The following is a 23,268-nucleotide window of genomic DNA, read 5'->3' on the forward strand; positions in this document are numbered from 1 at the left end:
TATTATTTTTTGGATTTGCTGTCTTCAATCAGCGAGGCATCCCCTCCTCAGGGCCTTTCCGAAGAACGGCCGGGCGAAGAGTTTTTATCAACATTGTTTTTTTTGCTCTGTAGAAAACCTCATAATCGCTGACGCTCTTTGGGGCTTTGCCCCCGCCGCTACGGTATCCCCAAGTTGCGATGACGACGTATTACCTGCCATTTGACCCGGGTCATCGCACTGCGCCCCGTCCCCCGCGGGGGACTGGTGGCGCAAGAGGGGGGCATCGTCTCTTCGAAAAAAAATGATTTCTACAGAGCATTTTTTTAAACCGTCCGGATTCGTCGCGGGGGTGCCCCGCGGGGATGGTGGCACTCATCGCAACCGGGGGTATTGGGGGGCACCCATCAAAAACGGGGAAACAGATCCCATTCCTGCACCTTCGCTATCCCTTATTAACTGGCGCACCAGACGCTAGTACAGCGATGTTCGATACTGCCACCCTGCCGGGTAATCCCGGCTGCTACCTCTTTCTCGACAAGGAGGGCACGATCATCTATGTCGGCAAGGCAAAGAACCTCAAGAAGCGGGTGAGCAGTTACTTCCAGAAGAAGGATCACGATCCCAAGACCCGGCGCCTCGTTGAAACCATCGCACGTGTCAGCGTGATGGTGACCAATACCGAGACCGAGGCGCTCCTCCTGGAAAATAACCTGATCAAGAAGCACCAGCCGAAGTACAATATCGATCTCAAGGATGCGAAGCGGTATGCCTACATAGAACTCACCCGCGAACCGTTCCCCAGGATCGGCATCGCCCGGCGCACGGGTGCCAAGGGTGATGCGGCGTATTTCGGGCCGTTCGTCTCGGCAGCCGAGCGCGATTCGCTCATCCGGGTGATCAAGCGCATCTTCCTCCTGCGATCCTGCAGGAAACTGCCGAAACGCGCCTGCCTCCGGCACCACATGCATACCTGCAGCGCTCCTTGTATCGGTGGGATCAGCGAGGAAAACTACGGAAAACAGGTGGAGCGGGCAGCTGCAGTGCTGAAAGGGAAAGCGAACGAGCTGCTCGTCTCCCTGCGCGAGGAGATGTATGAGTTTGCAGAGCGACAGGAGTTCGAAAAAGCACTGGCTGTTCGCAACCAGATCACCGCGATCTCCCACCTTACTGAACGGCAGCATGTGGAGCGGCCCAAAGAGAATGACCAGGACGTGATCGCCTACACGGTCTCCGATGATAAGGTCTACCTGATGGTCTTCTCGGTGGAAAAAGGGCTCCTCGTCGGTAAGCAGGAATATTCATTCGACCATGGCGAGGATTTCTTCGAGGAGTTCCTCGTGCAGTATTATGCTGACCGGACTCCCCCTTCAGAGTTAATTGTACCGGTTGAAGTGGGCGAAGCCATGGCAGAGTACCTGGCGGAACGCAAGGGAAAATCCGTCCTCGTAACCGTACCACGGATTGGTGAGAAGAAGAAGCTGCTCGAACTGGTCGAGAAGAACATTGAGTACGCGTTCCTGAAACACGAACTGAAAGTGAAGGATCTCCAGGTATCGCTCGATCTGGAGGATCTTCCTGAAGTGATCGAATGTTTTGATATCTCGCATCTTTCCGGCACCGCGATGGTTGGATCCATGGTACAGTTCCGCAGCGGTGTTCCGGACAAAAAGAATTACCGGAGGTTCAGGATCAAGACCGTGACCGGGATTGATGACTTTGCATCCATTGCTGAGATCGTGAAACGGCGATATAACCGGCTCATTCGCGAGGATGCTGCACTTCCCGACCTGATCATCATCGATGGTGGCAAGGGCCAGCTCTCTGCTGCTGAGGAGACTCTCCGGGGACTCGATCTCACGATTCCTGTTGTTGCGATTGCCAAGCGTGAAGAAGAAGTCTTTGTTCCGGGAGAGACACTCCCCCGACGGCTTGATGAGAAAGGCATGGCCCTGCACTTCATCCAGGAGATACGGGATGAAGCACACCGGTTCGCCATAGCATACAACCGGCTGTTGCGGAAGAACGCTGCCCCGGGCGGGGATGGAAAGAAAAAGGGATTGTCTAAGAAAAAATAACGATCCCGGACGCTATGCAATATCATTGACCTGATCCCATACAGCGGAATACGAAAAGGTAATTTTAGTTCCGTGAATGAACAACAAAAAACCTGCGCCAAAAAATGAGTTTAAATCAGATATCCTGATCAACGACTACACGATTGCTGCCATCGGCAAAGTATCCTGTGATAAAAACATGGGTTTTCCCGCTGTAGGATCCGGTAAACGTGTGGGTGGCATGGATCTGGACAGGAGTCGTTGCAAGCCGGTTACCGATTGGCAGGGTGATACTCTTACCCTGGCTATCAGTGACTGTGATCTCCAGTTCGAGGAGGTTATCCATTCCGGGAGCCCCCACGAACGCAACAGTGATATGGGAATCATCCGGCTTGGTGACCGTCACTCCGGATGTGGTCTGGGTGGAAGAGGCCTGTTGCTGGGTACACCCGCAGGCTATAACCGTCAGTACAAGCACAGCACAGAGGCAGAGCGTACACACATAGTGCGGTATAGTGGCTGGTATATATTTCATAGGATTAAATGTTCGGTGCCTGATTGTATTAACATTCCTTTGTCATGAGAAGGTATGCCCGCGGCCCCCTCTGGAAATTCACGTTCTCTCTTTTAATTACAGTTTACCGTAAATGTCAGACACATGCCGGTTTATCCGCGAGCGTGTTCAAACCGGTAATTGAAGAGTGGCGGGAGAGGAGGAAGCGTATAGATCGTAATCTTCTCCATAGTCTGGGACCCTGTCACATAACTCTCCACAATGAGAGAGTTAGTCAGACTCCACGCCCGGTCGATATCCATGGTCTTGTCAGGATTATAGGGGTAATACAAAACTCCGATGACCTGGATTATTACCGAGATGACAATGAGCACGGCAATTGCTGCCTGAATACCCCGGTCCCTATACGAGTTTCTTTTGTGGCTGAATACCCGGGTAAAAAAAATCCCCACATACATGCACAGAACGGGAATTAATCCGGTCAGGTAACGGGGACCAAAACAAAATCCCGATGCAGAATACCACGAATCAAAGAAACTATACAACAGGATGTGGAGGGCAATCACCGGTCCAAAGATGAGGAGCACCTGCCGGGCATCGGGATTGTTCATGTCCTTCAACCAGAGAAAGCCGATCACTGAAAGGATAAGTACCGGGGCAAATACGAGAATCCCGACGTTGGGGGCAATAAGCAGGCCGGCATAGTTCCAGATGAAGCCGGGACCGATGATGAAACGCCCGAGATTTTCCTTGTAACCCCCGAGGAAATTCCCGAAAATGAACAGATTATACAGGAGGAAGGGCAGACCTCCGGCCACAATCCCTGTTATGAAGTGGGGAATTTTTGCTTTCTGGTGCAGGAAAATATACACGATTACCGGGATCAGAAGGAGTGAGTCCGGGGGGCGGTTGAAGAAGAATAACCCGGAAAGGACCCCCATCAGGACGACATTTGACATATGGGGAGCTCTCTGGTTCCTGATGATGAGATACACCAGTGAAACCAGGAGGAGTTCTACCATACCGGTCTGCCAGAGTGCCTGGCTGCTGATCGACCAGGTCGGCGTTGCAATGGCAAACACAAAGGTTGTCAGGACGGCGGTTTTTTTCGGGAAGAGTTCTTTTGCTGCGCAATAAAAAATCACTGTCGCAATGGCTGATAGTATTGTGGCCGAGGTTTTTCCAAGGATAATAAAATCTTCCGGTGTTATCGGGAGGCTGAAGATATTACAGATCGCGTACGAGAGGAAGTAGACCGGCGTGACAAGGACGGGCGTCACTACCGGGAAGAGCGAGACATAGTGCCCGTTCTCAAAGAGGAAGGCATACTGGAAGACTGGATCTGATGTGAGGGAGGTTGCAAAATCAAAGTAAAAATTATGGTTAAGTATGATGGCGGCAGGCAGGAATGTTGCAGGTGCGACATCACTGCTGGTGATGGTAACCAGCGATACGGTGTTGAAGATGAGAAATGCAAGGATGAACACGAGCGGGATCTCGTACCGTCCTATGCGGGACTGCCACGGGAGGTTGTCTGGCTGAGGAATCTTTTCCCCGGAAGGTTTCGCTTCATGTGCCGCAGAAAAGCTGTTCTTCCTGATTTTTCCCTGCTTCATGGATGCCTGAAAATACCATAGTTACCGGAATATTAAACGGTGCTGATCCGCCCCCGTCCGCATGAACAGGATGGAAACCATTGAATCGTTGCGGGACTTACCTGAGCACTATAGTACTGCCGGCTTTCCCGGCGGGATACAGGTCTATGGAAAAATATGGCATTGTAGTTCTCGTTCTTACCGCAGCCTTCGTGTTAGGCTCCGGTTGCGTGGATGCTGTTGTACAGGACAGCGTTTCCGGTGATCTTCATGCGCATTATGCGTCCAGGGACGATCTCTCGGTCGGGCTTGGTTGTTACGAACATGTATCGGGGTATGCGTACAATTCCGGCAATTCGACCCGGCAGGCTGTCAGTCTCAGCCTTACCCTGATCGATAGTACAACAGGATCAATCCGGGATGCAAAGATGTTGTATATCGGCGCGCTCAGTCCAGGGGAATCCCGGACGTTTGATACAACTCTTGATGGCGATTGTTCCGGAAATTACCGGACTGATGCGGAATTTTTGCCCTGATCAGGGAATCCTGCCCCCATGGCAGGTCTTTTTTTACACACTGTTGACTGTGGATTCGATTAATCATGCCCGCTTTTTCTTGTGAAAAGATGGGGGAAAGGACAATTCCCCGCCTTTGATAAACCGTTTCAAGTGAAGCTGGCTGATCATCTTCATTTGGAGAATTGCTCCCTTATTCCTAGTATTGAGAACGGATACGCTGCCTGAAATAAAAGGCGGGACCAAGAGGAGTTCCTCATCATCAACAATAAGTTCAAGGGTATTTTCAACTTTCATCAGCTTATGGATCTCCTCAAACTCAGGAGGGGCAAATGGTGGCGGTATTTTGAATTGTTCCGCAGTGATGACATGGATGACAGTATTTTTTCCCAGAAATAATTTCCGTAGTTTTCCCTCAAGTTCCGGATCATCCGAGATCACCATGAGTTGCAGCGATACGTCCCTGATCTTGATATTCTCTATGAACGGGAGATACCGTTCACCTATCATGCAGCTGACCTGTCGTTTCGCTTTCCCGAAAAGTTCCCGGATTTTATACTCTATGTTTGTGTCCCCGTAAATGGTCCAGAGGGCATCCTCCTTATCGGTACGTACCTTCTCTTTCTCCAGTGACCTGAGTGCTTCAAGTGCCTGGTCTGCTGCCTTCCGGTGCTTGTCCATGAGGAGTGTGATTGCCATATCGGGGGAGATCGCGCTGTACCGGGCAGGTTTTGAGATTCTCTTCACGGCAAGCCCCATCTCTGCGAGACGGTCCAGTGCCTCGTATACACTCGGCTTTGAAATTTTCAGGAAATCGATGAGCTCTTTTGCCTCAGCGTTGTCGTATAGAACCAATGAGGCGTACACGTTCGCTTCATAGTTGGATAACCCGAGATCGTTAAGCGATTTTATGAGATCTGCGGGAATGCTATTCATAATAATTAATGGTAATCACCAAGTTGTTAAAATAATAGCAGAGTTGTTAAAAAATTAACTACTTTGGTGCGTTCATTTTTTATAATCGTGGGTAGAACCCTAGTAAAGCAGATTGTAGTAAAAAGATTTACTACAGATTTGAGGAAGAGCGATTATTCAAAAATGACATACCTTTCAGCATATCCAGATACCCGGGATTTTGTAGCAGACCGCAGACCGGCTAATTCAGGACCACGGAAGAGAACTCTCTCCCGCTTCCCCATTCTTGCGTATGGAATCTTTATGGTCCTTATCGTAACCACGGGATTTCTGATTCTACCGGTAAGCGGTGACAGCACGAGCAATACAATCCAGGCTGCAAGTAATGTATACGTATCTAATTATACAATAGATCCGGCAGTCCTCTTTACCGGGGATACCGCCACGGCAACGTTTTATGTTACAAATGGGAATGCAAACCAGAGTGTCATGGTCAACCATGCGACATTTGGTGATAATGATATCCAACTTACCAGTGGCACGTATGATACTTCTTCCAATATTGGGCCTCTCCAAACCCGGTCGTTCGTATTCTCAATTGAAACCGATAAGAATGCAGGTACGTATTACCCCTCCTTTTCTTTAAGCTTCAGCGCTGGCAACGGCATGTATTACCGTACTCCGGTCAAGGTGGACAATTCACCTCTTGTCATGGCCGTTGCTGACAAACCGGATGCATTCACACAGGGAGTAAAGGAAACGATCAGTGTACAGATTTCTAACCCTCGCGACAACGACATAAAAAATGTGATCTTTGAAGCCACAGGGAACGATGTCACCCTTACGCCCTCAAAGACATATATCGGTTATCTGGCTTCCGGGACCAGTACAATGGTCAATTTTACCGTTATACCTGACACCCCCACTTCACTCTTCATGCATGTCGATTACGATAATGGGGATAATCCCCACACCGTCAACACGACCCTGCCGATCCCTTTTACTACTGATAAGCAGCAGGCTGACCCGGTGATGAGCAATATTGTTGTCGCTCTCAACAATGGGACATACGACGTCACCGGGGATCTAACCAATGCCGGTCTCTCGACAGCAAATGGTGTCACGGTCACATCACTTTCCCCCGCCGTACCACAGGACCCGGACAGGAATTACGTGATCGGTGCACTCAAACCAGATGACTTCGGCAGCTTCGAGGTCACCTTTAAGGTTCCTGAAGGCACGACAAGCGTTCCCATGCAGCAGTCCTACAAAGACAGTGACGGCAATGTGATCACCTCCGTTCAGAACATCGATCTGACCCAGGCTACAACACAGACTGCTTCACAGTCAGGCATGCTCCCGGCACTGGCCGTTGTCATTATCATTGTGCTTGGCGTGGGCGGGTATCTCTACATGAAGAAACGGAAGAACCAGTAAGGGATGGGGCGTCATGCAACCGGTAATCCAGTTCTCCGATGTGGTGAAGATCTACCCTCTCAGGGCCGGAGATGTGACGGCGCTCAACCACATCTCATTTGAAGTGGAACGCGGGGAGTTCATCTCGATCATGGGGCCATCAGGTTCCGGTAAATCAACACTCTTGAACCTGATGGGATGCCTTGATATGCCGACTACTGGCGATATCTTCATGAGCGGGATCGGTGTGCGCGACATGACCGATGTCGAACTCACGAACCTGCGACGGGATCGCATCGGGTTCATCTTCCAGTACTTCAACCTCTTCCCGCTGTTAAACATCATTGAGAATGTCAGTTTCCCCCAGATGCTCAAATCGCAAAAAAGTGTTGATCCTAAAAAAGCCATCGAAGTACTCCATGCAGTCCAGCTCGAAGAACATCTCTACACCCACACACCACTTGAACTCTCGGGAGGCCAGCAACAGAGGGTTGCAGTCGCACGGGCGCTCATCAACGATCCCGATATCCTGCTCTGCGATGAACCAACAGGTAATCTCGATTCAAAGACCGGGGCAAGCATCATGGAGCTTATGACGGAACTCAACCGGAAGGGCTCGACAATCATCATTGTCACTCACGATCCCCATGTAGCCGAATATACAGATCGGATTGTCAGGATTGTAGACGGGAGAATTGCACCATGAGTACGATATTCTGGGAGATCTCCAAACGAAATATCCGGATCCACATGTTGCGCTCGACCCTTGCGATGCTCGGGATCATCATCGGTGTCGTCGCCATTGGTGCCATGGGCATCCTTGGAAACAGTATGACACAAGAGATCAGCTCAAGTCTTTCTTCAGTGGGGGACTCGGTAATTGTCACCCCGTACAGCGGGGGCGGTGGAGGGGGAATGGGAGGTGGTGGCGGAGGGAGCTCAGCAAACTTAATGCTCACCGATCAGAATTACCAGCAGATCAAACGTGTCGTCGCCCCGAATGTAGCGATTCCCGTACTTTCAACATCCGAACATATGAAAGTGGGTGTCGGAAGCGACGACATTGTGGCGACCATTTACGGTATCCCGACCAATGATGAATCCGATCTGTTACCCGACCTCCAGGCAGGGGATTACAACAACGCAAACTCCGGCTGTTTGGTGGGTTCGACATTTGCAGCGGATCATAACGTCAAAGTCGGTTCGCGAATTTCTATCGGAACTGACGGGCAATACGGCACGCTCAGGGTTACTGGTATTATTATAAAACGGGGAATGAGCTTCGATATCAGCACCGATAGTTCCATTGTCGTAACAAAAGACTGGTTTGAGAATACCTACAACGAGCAGGATGAATACAATGAAGTTGTCGTAAAAGTTACCAGCGGCAACACTGCCGATGTAACGACGACTATCGAGAATCAGCTCAACCGAAACACCAGAGATAAAACCGTTTCCGTGACGGACAGTAAGGCAACCCTCTCATCCATCTACGCGACATTTAGCACGGTCACGACATTTGTCGAGGCTATTGGTGGCATCTCGATGATCGTTGCCGGGGTCTCCATCTTTAACATCATGATGATGTCTGTCAATGAAAGGATCAAGGAGATCGGGATCATGCGCAGCATCGGCACCCAGAAAAAAGAGGTGATGAGCATGTTCATCTATGAGGCTGCCATCATCGGTGTCACGGGAAGCGTGATCGGGGGAAGTCTCTGTATCCTTGCCGGGTATGTGATAAGCGCCCTGATGCTCGGTACCACTCAGTACCTCTTTACCGTGTCGAGCATGTTATCAGTTGCCGAAGGGGTCGGTTTTGGGATCGTCATCTGTATTCTCTGCGGAGTGTATCCGGCGTGGCAGGCGGCAAATCTCAACCCGATCGATGCACTCAGGCACGAGTAAGGGAAAGACAAATCCATTTTTACAGGATTCCGGAGGTAACGGATATGTGATTGATAAGGAAAAACCCGACGGCATTGAACGTTATACCCGGTAAAAACAAGGCCCGTATTCGAAACACCGAAACAGCAGGAATTGGTTGGGTTCCAGGGAGGGGTAAGCACTTCCGACGAATAATTCGAGGGAGTTGTACGAACTCCCTATTACCCACCATATACAGGCATTTTGAAAACCCGAATAAAAGAATCATACTTGAGTTTATCCTCTCGGTACATGTATGATCCATCAGCACAATTGATACCGGGGACGAAATTTTATGCCGTCGACATGATCAATCCAATACTTGCTTTGCGAATCCCGGCAGAATAACAAAAAATATTGCAGGATACGTCAAAAAGCGGGGTAGAATTTTAAGAAAAATTTGCTCTGTAGAAAACCTCATAATCGCTGACGCTCTTTGGGGCTTTGCCCCCGCCGCTATGGCATCCCCCAGTTGCGATGACGATGTATTACCTGCCATGTGACTCGGGGCATCGTCTCTTCGAAAAAAATGATTTCTACAGAGCAGAAAAATTCAAGAAACGAAAAAAATTAATATTCTACAATCCATTGTGTCTTTTTTTAAATAAATCCTCGACCCAAAAAGCGTCGGAAATCCGGGTAACCTTGAACCCGTTTTACAGTACTAGTGCAGCCGGTCCCGCAGACGGTGCGGGTTCCCGGGGATACCATGGGATCGCAGTGGATGTCGACAGACGGAGGAGTAAATTCGTATGGTAGTGATTATACCTGTTTATTCCATTCAGTGGGACGGATTGACGCCGGTTAAATCCCCGGTAACCTGCGAAAACCGAAGATTTTTTGCACGGGAGGCAGATCTCCGTAAGAACTGCTGAAATACGGGCTTTGGGAAAATCCGACAATCTCAGGTAAGGACTTGCTGAAGCGCAGCAAGACGATCCCGGAGGGCCTGTTCGCGCTCTGTGGACTCCGTAATATCGGTCATGGTAATATAGGTACTCAGGACCGATTCCTGCCAGGCGGCAGTAACCCTGCCCAGGATGCAGCGGCGACTGCCGTCCTTGCATTTTATCCAGACGGTAAACTGCCCGGGCCCTTCCGCCGGCCTGGTATTATGGATGATCCCTTCCAGACGTTCACGATCCTCTGCTGTCACCAGATCGGCGGATTTCATCTTAATGAGATCTTCATGGGAGTACCCGGTGATCTCGGAGATCCGCCGGTTGGCAAATACCACGTTTCCGTTTTCCGCAATAAAAAGGCCATCCTGAATGTTCTCTGCCATCATCCTGAACCGCTGTTCACTTTCTCTGAGCAATACTTCCTGCTGCTTGAGCTCCGTGAGATCGGTAAAGATGATAAAATGGTAATATGTTTCCTGGTGACGCACAGCGGTGACCCGCACACAGGCAAACCTGCGCTCTCCCGCTTTTGTAATGATCCACATCAGGAGTTCGCCGGGCTGTTCCGGGTTCTTCTTCAGATCCTCAATCCGGCTGCGGGCTTTATCCTTACACTCGGGTGCTACGATAGCAAGAGGCTCCATTGTTTTCAGTTCCTCGAGCTGGTAGCCGGTGATCTCCGTGATCCGGTTATTGGAGAAGATGTGCTTGTCGTTCTCCATTATCAGGAGGCCGTCCTGGATGTTCTCTGCCATCATCCTGAACCGCTCCTCACTTTCCCGGATCTCCCGATCGGCGATGATCCTCCCGGTAATATCTTCCAAAATGACGGTCAGACCTTTGCGCCCGTCTTCAAAAACGGTTGGAACGGATTTCTGCCGGAAGAACCGTTCTCCCCCCCCTTTGAGGTTGAAGGTGACCTGGTGATCCTGGTCGGCAGACCCGGCAGAGAACGTTTCGAGCAGCTCATGTACATCGACATCCGGGGGATTTATGTACGAGAGAGTTTTTCCAAGGGTATTTTGTCGGGACAGGTGCAGCAGTTTCAGGAAATTATCATTTATATCGACGATGCGGGAGTCAGCATCAAGCACCATGATCAGTTCCCGGGAATAACTGAGCATGGCCGAGAGCGGAACTCTCTGGGACAGGGTGAATACCTTGGTCATGCCATACGTTCTCATGTCGACCTGGCCGGATATGAGCAGGATGTCCAGGTACCTCCCGACAGTACTCTTGTTCTTCCCAAGAGCTTTTGAGAGATCGGTAATGCTCATGCCATCCGGATCCTTCTTGAGGAGTTCACGGATCCGCATGAGTTCGTGCTGGTAATCCTGCATCATATGGCAATCGTTCTGGTATGGTAATAACTACGGGCGAAAAATTATTAATTGTTGTCTATGACGAAAATGTATAACCAATGACGGAAATTATACATCGGAAATAAAATCCGGTCCCGGGTTTCACCGGATGGACCGATCTGAAAAACCGGTCCGTTCAGTGGATTTTACGGACCGGTTACGGTTGAGGATTGCCCTGCCATATCCTTTGGAGGGTGGACATTTTTTAGAAAAACACCGGCTGCGGGTGTGCATCCCGCGCCGGCGTCTCACAGGTGTTCTTGCTGCTCGTGTTCTGTTGTTCTCTATGCTGTACTGCAATACCTGTGCCATTCGGCACAAGTATTTGTAAAGTATATTTGACATTTTGTTATATATGTTTTCTGTTCTTACCAATTGAGAGGGATTACCCATCCAGTACCCCAGGCTGGCTTCCTGGTGGGGAAATCCTGTCAAATATCTCCTGCGGTGAAGGTAAAATCTGTTTCACAACGCTTCAGGAATACCGGCTCTCCGGGATTTTTATTTAGCCCCCAAGGTTCCTGACCACAATCTAATATCCCCCGCGGCTAATATTTTCGTAAGGGATGCCATTGGACAGCGCCCAGGACTGCCGGCAGTGCGGCACATGCTGCGAGAAGTGGGGATGGGACCAGAAAGGGATCACGGAAGATCTTGTTCCCTGGATCATTGACCGGCGTTTTGATATTCTCCGGCACGTATCGATCCGGGTTCGTGATGGAAGGCAGTTCAGCGGAAGGAATGCCTCAAAGATCACCCTTGAAGATCTCCCGGATGTTGTACGGATCTCGTACTGGGTGGATCCTGATGGCCGTACTCTGCACTACTGTCCTTTCTATTTCAGGAAAGGCGACGGGAAAGTCTGTTGCCGGATTCATGATACCAAACCGGCGGTCTGTACAGGTTTTGCCCCATGGAAAGAGATCTACCATGATTACGGGCTGAACTGCCCGGCGTGCAGAAACAGTTCGCCCTGACAAAAACCCCTGTTTTTCATTAATCATGTGTTACACCTGTCAATGGTTTTTTCCGGGGTTGTACCGGCCAAATCGTATTCGTCCCAAAACCCTGTTCAGGGTTTGTTGAACCGGGATCAGGCCGGAGGTTTCTTCTGGATTACTGACAATGATAAAAACTGAGCGTGGATTCCGTGACAAAAAAGATGGATAACCTTCTGGCCTCCCTTATAGTCCCCCCGGGGAAAAAAATTGATCTCCGTAATGACTACGATCCCGGCCATATCGGCCATTTCATGTCCAAGGAAGATGCCGAAGATGCGATTGCCGCCGGTATTCGTCTCCTCTCCCTCCAGCAGGACAAACTGTATGCACAGGATACGTACGCGCTGCTGATCATATTCCAGGCAATGGATGCTGCAGGGAAAGACAGCACGATAAAACACGTCATGTCCGGTGTGAACCCGCAGGGTGTCCAGGTGACCAGTTTCAAGGTCCCGAGTGTCGAGGAACTCAACCATGATTATCTCTGGAGGAATTATATCGCCCTCCCCCGGAGGGGCGATATCGGCATTTTCAACCGGTCGTATTATGAGGAGGTCCTTGTGGTCCGGGTCCACCCGGAATATCTTGCCCGGCAGCATATTCCCCCGGAACTCAATGACCGGAATCTCTGGAACCGGCGGTTCGACGAGATCAACCATTTTGAAAAATACTTAACAGACAACGGGATCATCGTCCTGAAATTCTTCCTGTATGTTTCAAAAGAGGAACAGAAGAGACGTTTTCTCCAGCGCGTCGAGGAACCGGACAAGAACTGGAAATTCTCGGCAGCAGATATCCACGAGCGGGCCTTCTTTGAAGATTATATGGAGGCCTACGAAGATATGTTCAACCATACCAGCACCGCCAACGCTCCCTGGTATATCATCCCGGCCGATCACAAGTGGTTTACCCGGCTTGCCGTTGTTTCTGTGATTCACCGGGCACTCGACAAACTTCAGCTGGAATACCCGAAAGTCACTACGGAAGAGAAAGATGCATTGCTCAAGGCGAAGGCTGATATGGAAAACGAGAGTGATGGTCCCGGCAGCACCCGGAAGAAGGAAAAGAAGGGCGGCAGGAAAAAAGCCTGATCCTTTTTAAAAACACTCCGGCAAAGCAGCCCTGCCATGCAAAGGGATGCACAGGTCATTACAGTCCTGCATACCCGCCGCTGATCTCCGGTACCGCGGGCAGGGATTCGATAACGCTGGCGGGAAACAGGATAACAATACGGAGGAAGGGGTGTCCTGTGGAGCGGGGTGGAGGGCCGGTTGACGGCCGGGAAAACCGCTAGGACACGAACAGATCATCGATATATCGATACCTGCATGTCCTTCAACGGCTACAAGGGGACTGGCTGGAGGTACCCCGGTCGATACATCACCATCCGGCGGGAACTGTCCTGTGTATGCGGGAGGGTTATTTTTCCATGGAAATCCGGTATGCCCCCTTTGGGACGAAGATCTCAAACCGTGCCCCCTCGCCTTCAACCCCCGTTTCATGGATGGATATTCCGGTAATTGAGAGGATTTCCCGGGCAAGGTACAGTCCAAGACCGGTATTTTTCCCGTACCCCCGTTCAAAGATCTTTTTCTTTTCCTCCGCAGGGATTCCCACCCCATCGTCTTGGAAGAGCAGGAGGAGCCCGGTAGAATCCTCCCGGTACGTGAAGGAGAGTTCCGTCGCCTTCTGACCGTGCAGGAAGATGTTCTCTATCAGGTTGAAAAAGACCTTTTCCAGGAGGGGATCGGCATAGATCTCCAGATTGTTCAGCTGGACCGTCCGGGAAATTTTCAGGGAATCAAGGTGCGATATTGCATACAGGAATACCTGGTTCACATTCTGCCAGCGGGACGGCTGGACACCCAGTTCCTGGTAATTCCTGGCAAAATTCAGCGAGCTGATGATCTTATGGATGAGGAACTCCTCTTTCTCCGCATAGGATTTGGCTTTTACTCCCTCATGATCGCTGGCAGCCAGCTGCATGTACGCAGAGAGCGCAAAGATCGTGCTCTGGATATCCTGGAATATGATGGTATTGAGCAGTCCCAGTTTTTTACGTGCCTGCTCCAGGGCGCTGTCTGCCATTCTGCGTTCGGTAATATCCCTGACAATAGCGAGGACACGTGGCTCGCGCAGACCTGCTGCTGTTTCCGATTCGATCCTGCGGAGCCGGACTTCAACCGGGAACTCCTCCCCGTTCTTCCGCCTGCCCGCCCATTCAAAATCCGCAGCGCCCTCTTCGAATGCCTGCCGGATTCTGGCCATCCCCATCTCGTCTGTATAGCCACTTCCGCTTGCCATCTCCGGACGTAAATTGGTCATTTCATCAAGCGTATATCCGTAACCTTTGACGGCATTCTGGTTCATTTCAATGATCCTGCCCTCTGTATTGTGGACCATGATCATATCCGGGGAACCGTTGTAGATGGCCTGCATGAATGTCTTGGCACTGCGGAGCTCCCTCTCCGTTTTTCTGAGTTCCTCGTAATTCTGCCGCAGTTCTTCCTCACTGGATGTGAGGTTTTCGTATGCCTCTTTCAGGTCCGCGTTCTTTCTCTCCAGCTCTGCCAGTTTCTCCTGGAGCTCGGGATAGTAACTCTTCCTGATGGACGACTCTCCAAGTCCGATGATCTTGTCTCTCTGGCCCTGCCAGTCGGGGGTCTCGTCAGAATGCTTCTTCATAGATCCGTTCGATATCCTTCCGGGTCGGCTGTCTCGGGTTGGTGGCCATGCAGGGATCGTGCATCGCGTTCTGTGCAAGTTGTGGAATGTCCTGTTTTGTTACACCCAGATCTCCCAGTGTCTCTGTTACTCCGAGCGTGTCGCGGAATGCTGCTATGCCCGAAATGATCCTCTCTTTTTTTTCAGTAAGATTCAGGTCATTAAGATCCATACCAAATGCAACCCCGATATCTTCGTACCGCTTCGGGCATGCGGGGAAGTTGAATGCGATGACATGCTGCAGCAACAGAGCATTACATTCCCCGTGGGGGAGGTCAGAGAAACCTCCAAGACTGTGAGCCATGGCATGGACTGCGCCGAGACTGGCATTGGAGAATGCAAGGCCGGCAAGCAGGCTCCCGAGCATCGTCTGGTACCGGTGTTCGGGATTCTTCGGGCTTTTTGCTGCCGGCTGGAGATGGGCGTGCATCAGCCTGACAGATTCGAGGGAGTTGATATCCGTTACCGGCGAACTGGCATTGGAGACATAGGCTTCAACGCTATGCGTGATTGCGTCCATACCGGTGTGTGCCGTCAGTTCGGAATTCAGGGAGGTAAGGGGGACTGGATCGATAAGCGCGATATCCGGCACTATCTTCTTGCTGATGATCGCAATTTTTACACGTCTTCTGGTATCATTGATGATGGCAAACTGGGACACATCGGCCCCGGTCCCGGCAGTTGTTGGGATGCATATCAGGGGTGGGGCGGGAACGGGAATATTGTCCACGCCTTCATATTCCAGTATATGTTTTCCGTTTGAAGTGACAATCCCGATCCCCTTGGCACAATCGATGGGGCTTCCCCCGCCTATCGCCACGATGGAGTCGCACGCTGATTCTTTGAAGGCGTGTGCCCCCTTCATGGCCTCTTCATCCCGGGGGTTGGGAGAGACCCCGGAAAAAATGGTGTGACCAATCTCCTCTTCTTCGAGACTGTCGGTCACCCCTTTTACCCAGCCCTCCCGGATAATAATGGGGTCGGTAACCACGAGTACATGTCGTGCACCAAGGTTTTTTGCATACCTGCCTGCCAGCAGGCGGGCATCAGTCCCGAGCACAAACTCCGGTGCAACAAATTTCCTGAGTTCAAAACTGCCGGCCGTCATCCCCAGTCCCCCGTTCAAGTCAATACACGGTATACTAATATTTCAACATTTTGAAGATCCCCGGCAGGTTACTTAATAGGAGGTTTTTATGGACAATGCGCGGGCTTTTGTGAATTTAACCGCCAGAGACCCGGGTATTTCCCTCTTCTGGTATCTTACAGATCCAGACCTGACAGGGTCCGGTTCTCCGCTATAATGGATTCAATCCCTTAGCCAATCAGGTACTTAATCATCATTTTGGCAGATATACATAAGAAAGAAAAACCCAATTGATTTCCTGAATGATCCGGTCCGGCAGCATCAGGGCCTGAATCACCGGGAATCCCGAATTATCATCCTGATGGAGACAGGGTTTCGCGTGACTGATACTGTTCTCGTTGTTGACGACAGCACATTCATCGTAGAGGGTCTCGTAGCCCTGCTCAAAAAAAACTATCGCGCAATTCCCTCGTTTGGCGGAGAGGAATGTCTCCAGATCCTCCGGACCGAGATGCCATCTGTTATCATTCTCGATATCATGATGGAGCCCATGGATGGGTGGGAGACGCTGTCACGGATCAAGGATAATCCCCGGACCCGGCATATCCCGATCCTGATGTTCTCGGCAAAGAAGATCAGTTTTGAAGAAGCAGAGGCGCACCGGATCAGGATTGACGATTTCCTGACAAAACCTGTCAGCCCAAAAGAGCTCCTGTCTGCTGTTGCAAGAATACTGGAGCGTCAGGACCGGAAGAAACGTATCCTCTCCTTCTGGACTGCCCGTGGGGTCCCTGTGGAAAAGATCGAGGAGTACCAGGCCCTATCCTCGAATCTCGAGATCGATACCAACCTGCTGGCGGTCATGAAAAAACATCTCGACCACCCCTCGATAACGGAACTGCAGCGTGAAGAACTTGGCTCTTCGATCGTGGTGCTTGAGGAGAGGATCCGCGGGACCGGGTCCCTGATAGAGGCGTTTTTCCGCGATACCGGCATTTCCCTGCCCGGTGATTCCGATCCCATTGAACTGCCCGGTACGGTCATCGGAACACCAGGCTGTGAGACCCAGCCATTACCCCGTGAAGAGGAGACCGGGAATGTACCCGCCGGGGACTCTCCACCGGGAACCCCTGAGAACGATTCCGGCATGGATGAGAGAGAAGATCCCGGGGGGATCTCCCCGGCGCCGGTCTCCGTCTCCCAGGACCTGATAAATCCGTCCCTGCCTGAAAAGAATACGGAGCCGGGGAATGTGTCAACTCCCGGAACCGGATACGACACATCCGGTGATGATCAGTCCTCCCGGGGGGAGAACATTCCCGGGCAGGAATTGCCAGGAGCTTTTCCTGATGACACGCACTCTCCGGCTGTACCGTGTCCTTCGAATGAGTGCAGCTCCCTGCATAGTCCTGGCCCTTCATCAGGGCATTCCCCGGGTGAGGATCACGTTGCACCTCCCGATGATACTGCTGACGATAGCCCCGTGGAAGAACATCCCTCCGGACACGTCCCTTCCGGACTCGAAGGGCTTTTTGAGCCAGAACCCCCCGGGGATCAGGGGATTGGGCAATCCCCTGAGGTCCCTTCCGATCTTCCCGCGGATGGAGTTGCTCATCCCCCCGAAAGTACCGTTTCGGTTTCCCTTCAGGAAACCGGATCGGTCCGGCCCCCGTCTTTTGAAAGAGACAAGTACCTTGTAAATCCGGAAACAAGTTCGTATGGCCGGGATGCGAAGATCCCGGAAGTCCCTGCCGCACAACCGGATACGCGCAGTTCCGGGACGGGTATCATTGCTGCAATCATCCGGCTCCTTTTCCGGGGCCGGCAATAAACACGAGCTCTTGGTACGGGCATGAGCCGGAATCCATTGCCTCAAGTGTTATCTGGTATTTGCATTGGTTCCGCACATACCCCTCATTTTTTCTCCGCAGGCTGGAACACACCTATGGGTGTTATGATCCCAAATTACGCCCCGTTTCCGGATACACCGGTTTCCCTGATGCAGTTACCGGGTTACCGTGTCATGTACCGGCATCACGAGGTACTGCAGGATTCGTTCCATGACGACAGGGTTCCGTGGGAGGTTGATATGGCAGTACTGGATCGGGGCAAGCGCAGGATCATGGGGTTCCCTGAAAACGGAGATCACGTCGAGGGGTATTCCAGGCAGGCGTGACTCACTGTGAGGGACGATCCCGTCCCCTTCAAACGTTGCCCGGTATGCCCGCCTGCCGGAACATTCCCACGTCTTCCCCAGAAACCAGGGAAAGAATGCCGGATCCTCGCAGGTATTTGTGGCCACGATGATCCGGTAGATGATGTCGGGCCGGGTTCCTGCGTTCCTGAGGTGCTGCATAACCAGGCTTCCCGGCCGGACATCTTGGACAAGGGGGTCGGCTCCCGGATCAAATCCCCGGGGGACAAAAACTCCTGACAGTTGCCCGATGATCCCGTCTTTGCGGCAGGGATCATTGAAGAGTTCGGCAAGCGCCGAGCCATTGTTGGGCGGGCCAAGACAGATGAGGCCCCTCACCGGCTCCTGTCTCCCGGCACCGTCCTGCACTTCAAGGAAGTACCGGGCGATACAGCTTCCCATGGAATGACAGACCATATCAACCGGCCCCCGGTACCCTTCCCGGTCCCGCATCGATCTGATATATCTCCCAAGGGCTGCCGCAATTTCAGGAACCGCGGCCTTCTTCATAGCAGAATGATCAAATGTCCAGCACGGTATGGAAGCATCCGCCAGGAGCGGACCGAGACGGTTCCAGATACCCGGATGACTGTTCCAGCCATGGATCAGTACGACCGGGACCCGGCTTACCGTGCATTCTTTCATATTCAGTGTGACCCGGTAAACCGGTAAGCCCCCTTGGGCACCCGGATCTCGAAAAGGGCGCCTTTTCCAAAGGTTCCCGTTTCCCTGATGGTGATCCCGGTAAGGGAGAGGATCTCGCGCGACAGGTACATGTCCAGACCGACATTCCGGAAGAAAAGATGGTTGAAGATCTTCTCTTTTGCACCCGGCGGGATCCCGACCCCGTCATCTTCGCAGGTGATGAGAAGTTCCTCAAAGGACTCGTTGCAGGAAAAGCGGATCCGGGTGATCTTCTCGCCGTACCTGACCCCGTTGTCGACAAGGTGGAAGAATACCCGTTCAAGGAGCTTATCGGCAAAGATCCCGACGCCCTGGATATCGGCCTCCACCCGGACCTCGCCAAGCCGGAGACCAGCACACCCCCTGTGGATGGCCATCCCTACATCCTGCCATTCCGGCGGCTGGAGGCCGATGTCCTGGTAGTCCCGGGTAAACATGATCTGGGCCTGGATGGCATTGGATGCTGCCAGTTCCTTCTCAAGGGTAACCCGCGTGGCCTCATCAGTGCCATGCGCCAGGGTAAGTTCGAGGTTTCCTTTCAGGACGGTCAGGTGGTTAAGGATCTCATGGCGGGTGATGGCGTTGAAGAAATTCAGCTTCTTGTTTGCCCGAAGGCATGCGTCCTCTGCCTGGATTTTATCGGTGATATCCAGGATCGAAAAGACAAATTTTTTCATATCCGGGATAAGGGCGAGAGTTACATACCCGTTCCGGACCTGGCCATCCCACCGGATAAACCGGAATTCCCCGGTACTTGGGGAATTCATCTGGGCGACCCTGCCCTGGTACAGGCGCATACGGTCAACATCCTCGGGTATGACAAAGTCCATCCACTTCTTCCTGTCTTCAACCTCCTCCTTGACATACCCGGTGATCTTCTCGAATTCCGGATTGATGTAGGAGATCGTTGAGTCCTGTTCGATGATGGCTGTTGCCGCCCCCGTGTAATCGAGAATCGCCTGGTACCGTGACAGGGTATCCCGGATGGCATGCTCACGTCTCCTCGTGGTTGTAACATCCAGCAGAGATTCGATCACGCCGGCAATCTCACCGGCCTTATCATAGATCGGCGCGGCAACTCCCCGCATAATGAGCGTCCTTCCCTGGGGCTTCATGGAGGACGTTTCTGCGGAAAGGGAATTCCTGCTCCGTTCTATGCCGGTATAATCCCAGCCCTCGATTTTGCGGTCTTCGGAAAATACGAGGTCTACGAGCATCGGCCTGCGGTTACCATAGAACGGGACGGCATATGCATAATTTCCCTGCCCGAGAATTTCCATGGCCTTAACCCCGGTCAGTTCTTCAATCGCCCGGTTCCAGGCAATCACTTTTCCTTCACGATCTATGGCGAATGTTGCGTCCGGCAGGTTGTAGATCACACCGGACATCTGGAGACTGGCGACGCGGAATGACTCCTCCACCCGCTTTTTTGCGGTGATTTCCTGTATCACAAAGAGGTAACCGACAACGCTGCCACCTGTATCCTTCAGCGGGGTGACATTCATACTTACGGATAAAGACGTCCCATCTTTTTTGATGCAGGTCCACTCCCGGTCATCGGAACCGGAGGTGAGTGCCTGTACTGAGAAGATCTCAAACCCGATCACCGATCTGCCCAGTTCATCAGCAAGTTTGCGGGTACGGGCTGCAATCTCCGTCTCGGTAAGGATCACAAGCGGAGTAACTCTCCCGGTGAGTTCGTCCGACTGGTACCCCAGCATCCCTTCAGCCCCGGCATTGAATGCAGTGATCACTCCCTCCTTATCGGTTGTGATGATGCCATAGGAAGTGGCTGCTGCCATCAGCTCCCAAAACTGTGACTTCGCCTGCACGAGGTCCGTAATATCTTCAACAGTTCCGTCGATCCATTCAATGGCCCCCTCTGCATTCTTTTTCACCTGGGATGTGAGTGAGACAACGAGCGGCGTGCTATCGATCTTTCTGGCCCGGATGAGGGAATTTTTCGCAAACCCGTCTTTCCTGAGATCGGCAATAATCCGATCGCGGTCAGACGGAACTGTATAGAGCTCCGCCATATGGCATTTCAGCAGCTCGCCAAGAGATTTTATACCGAAGATAGCAAGAAACGCGGGATTTGCCCAGACAAACCTGCCAGGGTGATCGCACGTGGTCCTGAACACCCCGGTACTGATCGTACTTACCAGTGTCCGGTACCGCTCCTCATTGATCCGGAGCATGGTCTCAAATTTTTTCCTGGCGGTGATATCCACGAGGGATATGACCACATTCCGCGTACTGGGGACAAGGCTTGTGACAATCGATATATCGCGTTTGTTCCCCCCCCTTCCGGTAAATGTAAGCGAATACTGGACCGGTGCCCAGCCCCCGGGTTTTGTCAGGCCGGTATGGTATATCCCCAGTTTTTCAAGATCCTCAGGTACGACAAAATCCGTCCATCTCATCTTTCCTTCGAGATCCGAAAGGGCGTATCCGCTGATTTCGACGAACTTACTGTTGGCATGGACGATTGACAGGTCCAGGCCAATGACAACAGATGCAATCCCCGCGTTATCAAAAATTTCCTGAAAATCACGGTCCGGTACCCTGCCCGTGCCCGGTGCATCACCAGCCTTTTTTTTATGCGAGGGTGTTTTTTTTTCGGTTTTTTTCGGTTTTTTTATTGTCATGAAAAAGTACTCTGCAATCCAGTCGCCGTACTTGTTGTACCTTGCACATCCGCGGGGCAGGTCTCAGGACAGATGACCGTCCCCGCGTCCCCCTCGCGATGGATCTGATCATATCATATGCATGTATAATATATTTTATTTTTGAAATGGCATGGCCATGTGAAATTGCATCACCTCTGCTGAAAAAACCCGGTAACGGACCCCTTTTCTGCCACCGCTTCCCACAGTTTTTTTTACCTAGCATCTCATTCTTTGGTACAGGATCATTTATGGCAATTGACTGGTACAAGGAATTTGTCGATCTGAAATACGAGCCGGCAAAGGACGATCTCATCTGTCTTTATTATTTTGAGCCCGCCGCGGGCATCAGCGGCAAAGAGGCAGCAGGGCGGATCGCGTCCGAAAGTTCAACAGGTACCTGGACAACGCTTTTCACCATGCCGCCGCGGATGAAGGCACTCCAGGCAACGGCGTTCGATATCGAGGGCAACGTAGTGAAGATCGCGTATCCCCTCGAACTCTGGGAAGAGGGGAACGCGGCCCAGCTGCTGAGCGGGATTGCCGGGAATATCTTCGGTATGAAAGCCGTGAAGAACCTGCGGCTGATCGATGTCGCTCTCCCGCAGGCCTACATGAAGCATTTCAAAGGACCTCACTTCGGCAATGCCGGGATCCGGAAGATGATGAAGGTTGCAAAGCGTCCCCTCACCGGTGCTGTCCCGAAACCCAAGATCGGTTTTACGGCAAAAGAGCACGCGGAGATCGGGTACGAGACCTGGATGGGCGGTTTCGATTTCGTCAAGGATGACGAGAACCTTACGTCCACCTCGTTCAACCGGTTCGACGACCGGGTGAAATTCATGACGAAACTCCGGGACAAGGCGGAGAAGGAGACCGGGGAGAAGAAATCCGCGTTCCTCAACATCACTGCTGAAGTCGAGACCATGAAGAAGCGGGCCGATCTTCTTGCGGAGAATGGCTGGAACTACGCAATGATCGACGTGGTCGTTGCGGGGACTTCCAGCGTCATGACCATGCGGGACTACTGTTCCGATCTCGGCCTTGCAATCCATGCGCACCGTGCCATGCACTCGACCTTCGACCGGAACAAGAAGCACGGCCTCACCATGCAGTTCCTGGCTAAACTGATGCGTCTTATTGGCGTATCGCAGATCCATACCGGCACGGCAGTCGGCAAACTCACCGGCTCCCGGCGGGAATCCATTGCTCTTGCGAGCCTGCTGCGGGAGAAGAAGACGAAAGCCGTTGAAGGGATGCTCCTTGAGCAGGACTGGGGGAAGATCAAGAGCGCCTTCCCGGTCTCATCGGGAGGTCTGCACCCGGGCCTGGTACCTGATGTGCTCGACATCTATGGTACGGAGATGGTACTGCTCGTCTCCGGCGGGATCCACGGGCACCCGAAGGGAACACGTGCCGGGGCAAAGGCGACCATGCAGGCCATTGATGCCTGGCAGGAACACGTTACCCTTGAAGAGAAAGCAAAGAAGGCAAAGGAGCTCAGGGAAGCTCTTGAGAAATGGGGCCACTATAAACCGATATAACCGGGACATCACATTCTCTGATCCCAGGTTCTCTTTTTTTGCTTCTGTAGAAAACCTCATAATCGCTGACGCTCTTTTGGGCTTTGCCCCCGCCGCTATGGCATCCCCCGGTTGCGATGACGACGTATTACCTGCCATTTGACTCGGGTCATCGCACTGCGCCCCGTCCCCCGCGGGGGACTGGGGGC

At 52.0% G+C, this 23,268-nt stretch carries 17 protein-coding genes; 9 read left to right on the forward strand and 8 right to left on the reverse strand.

Going from position 1 to position 23,268, the window contains the following annotated elements; translation table 11 throughout:
- Positions 1 to 464: 464 nt before the first annotated feature.
- Entirely contained in the window at positions 465 to 2,057 is a 1,593-nt protein-coding gene (uvrC, locus tag WBL42_RS02410; protein WP_424719669.1) for an excinuclease ABC subunit UvrC, read from the forward strand.
- A gap of 115 nt (positions 2,058 to 2,172) precedes the next feature.
- Here uvrC and WBL42_RS02415 read toward each other — a convergent pair whose 3' ends face one another.
- Positions 2,173 to 2,571: a hypothetical protein gene (locus tag WBL42_RS02415; RefSeq protein WP_424719670.1), complete on the reverse strand. Its 399-nt coding sequence runs from the start codon at positions 2,569 to 2,571 to the stop codon at positions 2,173 to 2,175.
- 131 nt (positions 2,572 to 2,702) lie between these two features.
- Positions 2,703 to 4,166, reverse strand: coding sequence for a glycosyltransferase family 39 protein (locus WBL42_RS02420; RefSeq protein WP_424719671.1), 1,464 nt, complete (start codon positions 4,164 to 4,166; stop codon positions 2,703 to 2,705).
- Between the two features lie 146 nt (positions 4,167 to 4,312).
- On the opposite strand from WBL42_RS02420, the gene WBL42_RS02425 reads away from it, so the two are divergent.
- Positions 4,313 to 4,681, forward strand: a complete 369-nt coding sequence (locus WBL42_RS02425; protein WP_424719672.1) for a hypothetical protein — start codon at positions 4,313 to 4,315, stop codon at positions 4,679 to 4,681.
- Positions 4,682 to 4,744: 63 nt separating this feature from the next.
- Here the strand turns inward: WBL42_RS02425 and WBL42_RS02430 are convergent, their stop codons facing one another.
- Positions 4,745 to 5,596, reverse strand: a complete 852-nt coding sequence (locus tag WBL42_RS02430; protein WP_424719673.1) for a TrmB family transcriptional regulator — start codon at positions 5,594 to 5,596, stop codon at positions 4,745 to 4,747.
- Between the two features lie 282 nt (positions 5,597 to 5,878).
- Between WBL42_RS02430 and WBL42_RS02435 the strand changes: the two genes are divergently transcribed.
- Genes WBL42_RS02435 through WBL42_RS02445 form a run of 3 tightly spaced genes read left to right on the forward strand, consistent with a single transcriptional unit; the run spans position 5,879 to position 8,899 of the window.
- On the forward strand, positions 5,879 to 7,012 hold the full coding sequence (locus WBL42_RS02435; RefSeq protein ID WP_424719674.1) for a COG1361 S-layer family protein: 1,134 nt from the start codon (positions 5,879 to 5,881) through the stop codon (positions 7,010 to 7,012).
- A 13-nt stretch (positions 7,013 to 7,025) separates the two neighbouring features.
- Positions 7,026 to 7,697, forward strand: a complete 672-nt coding sequence (locus WBL42_RS02440; RefSeq protein WP_424719675.1) for an ABC transporter ATP-binding protein — start codon at positions 7,026 to 7,028, stop codon at positions 7,695 to 7,697.
- Complete coding sequence (locus tag WBL42_RS02445; RefSeq protein ID WP_424719676.1) at positions 7,694 to 8,899, forward strand: ABC transporter permease; 1,206 nt, start codon at positions 7,694 to 7,696, stop codon at positions 8,897 to 8,899. Before WBL42_RS02440 ends, WBL42_RS02445 begins: the two co-directional genes overlap by 4 nt.
- A 922-nt stretch (positions 8,900 to 9,821) precedes the next feature.
- On the opposite strand, the gene WBL42_RS02450 is transcribed toward WBL42_RS02445, so the two are convergent.
- Positions 9,822 to 11,162: a PAS domain S-box protein gene (locus tag WBL42_RS02450; protein WP_424719677.1), complete on the reverse strand. Its 1,341-nt coding sequence runs from the start codon at positions 11,160 to 11,162 to the stop codon at positions 9,822 to 9,824.
- Positions 11,163 to 11,746: 584 nt separating this feature from the next.
- On the opposite strand from WBL42_RS02450, the gene WBL42_RS02455 reads away from it, so the two are divergent.
- Together WBL42_RS02455 and WBL42_RS02460 are read left to right on the forward strand one after the other, a co-directional pair.
- A complete protein-coding gene (locus tag WBL42_RS02455) occupies positions 11,747 to 12,157 on the forward strand; it encodes a hypothetical protein (RefSeq protein ID WP_424719678.1) in 411 nt (136 codons plus the stop codon).
- A gap of 185 nt (positions 12,158 to 12,342) precedes the next feature.
- Positions 12,343 to 13,272: a polyphosphate kinase 2 family protein gene (locus WBL42_RS02460; RefSeq protein ID WP_424719679.1), complete on the forward strand. Its 930-nt coding sequence runs from the start codon at positions 12,343 to 12,345 to the stop codon at positions 13,270 to 13,272.
- A gap of 328 nt (positions 13,273 to 13,600) precedes the next feature.
- Here the strand turns inward: WBL42_RS02460 and WBL42_RS02465 are convergent, their stop codons facing one another.
- Together WBL42_RS02465 and ercA are read right to left on the reverse strand one after the other, a co-directional pair.
- Positions 13,601 to 14,866, reverse strand: coding sequence for a PAS domain S-box protein (locus tag WBL42_RS02465; protein ID WP_424719680.1), 1,266 nt, complete (start codon positions 14,864 to 14,866; stop codon positions 13,601 to 13,603).
- On the reverse strand, positions 14,850 to 16,013 hold the full coding sequence (gene ercA / locus WBL42_RS02470; protein WP_424719681.1) for an alcohol dehydrogenase-like regulatory protein ErcA: 1,164 nt from the start codon (positions 16,011 to 16,013) through the stop codon (positions 14,850 to 14,852). Before ercA ends, WBL42_RS02465 begins: the two co-directional genes overlap by 17 nt.
- Positions 16,014 to 16,371: 358 nt before the next feature.
- On the opposite strand from ercA, the gene WBL42_RS02475 reads away from it, so the two are divergent.
- Positions 16,372 to 17,823 (forward strand): response regulator, encoded by a 1,452-nt coding sequence (locus WBL42_RS02475; protein WP_424719682.1) that lies wholly within the window; start codon positions 16,372 to 16,374, stop codon positions 17,821 to 17,823.
- A 174-nt stretch (positions 17,824 to 17,997) separates the two neighbouring features.
- Here WBL42_RS02475 and WBL42_RS02480 read toward each other — a convergent pair whose 3' ends face one another.
- Both WBL42_RS02480 and WBL42_RS02485 read right to left on the reverse strand, forming a co-directional pair.
- Positions 17,998 to 18,831, reverse strand: coding sequence for an esterase/lipase family protein (locus WBL42_RS02480; RefSeq protein WP_424719683.1), 834 nt, complete (start codon positions 18,829 to 18,831; stop codon positions 17,998 to 18,000).
- Positions 18,832 to 18,833: 2 nt separating this feature from the next.
- Positions 18,834 to 21,518: a PAS domain S-box protein gene (locus WBL42_RS02485; RefSeq protein ID WP_424719684.1), complete on the reverse strand. Its 2,685-nt coding sequence runs from the start codon at positions 21,516 to 21,518 to the stop codon at positions 18,834 to 18,836.
- A gap of 269 nt (positions 21,519 to 21,787) precedes the next feature.
- Between WBL42_RS02485 and rbcL the strand changes: the two genes are divergently transcribed.
- The gene (gene rbcL, locus WBL42_RS02490; protein ID WP_424719685.1) at positions 21,788 to 23,080 is read left to right on the forward strand and encodes a type III ribulose-bisphosphate carboxylase; all 1,293 of its coding nucleotides are present in this window, start codon (positions 21,788 to 21,790) and stop codon (positions 23,078 to 23,080) included.
- Positions 23,081 to 23,268: the final 188 nt, after the last annotated feature.

This window comes from Methanoregula sp., assembly GCF_049686655.1.
Taxonomy (GTDB): Archaea; Halobacteriota; Methanomicrobia; order Methanomicrobiales; family Methanospirillaceae; genus Methanoregula.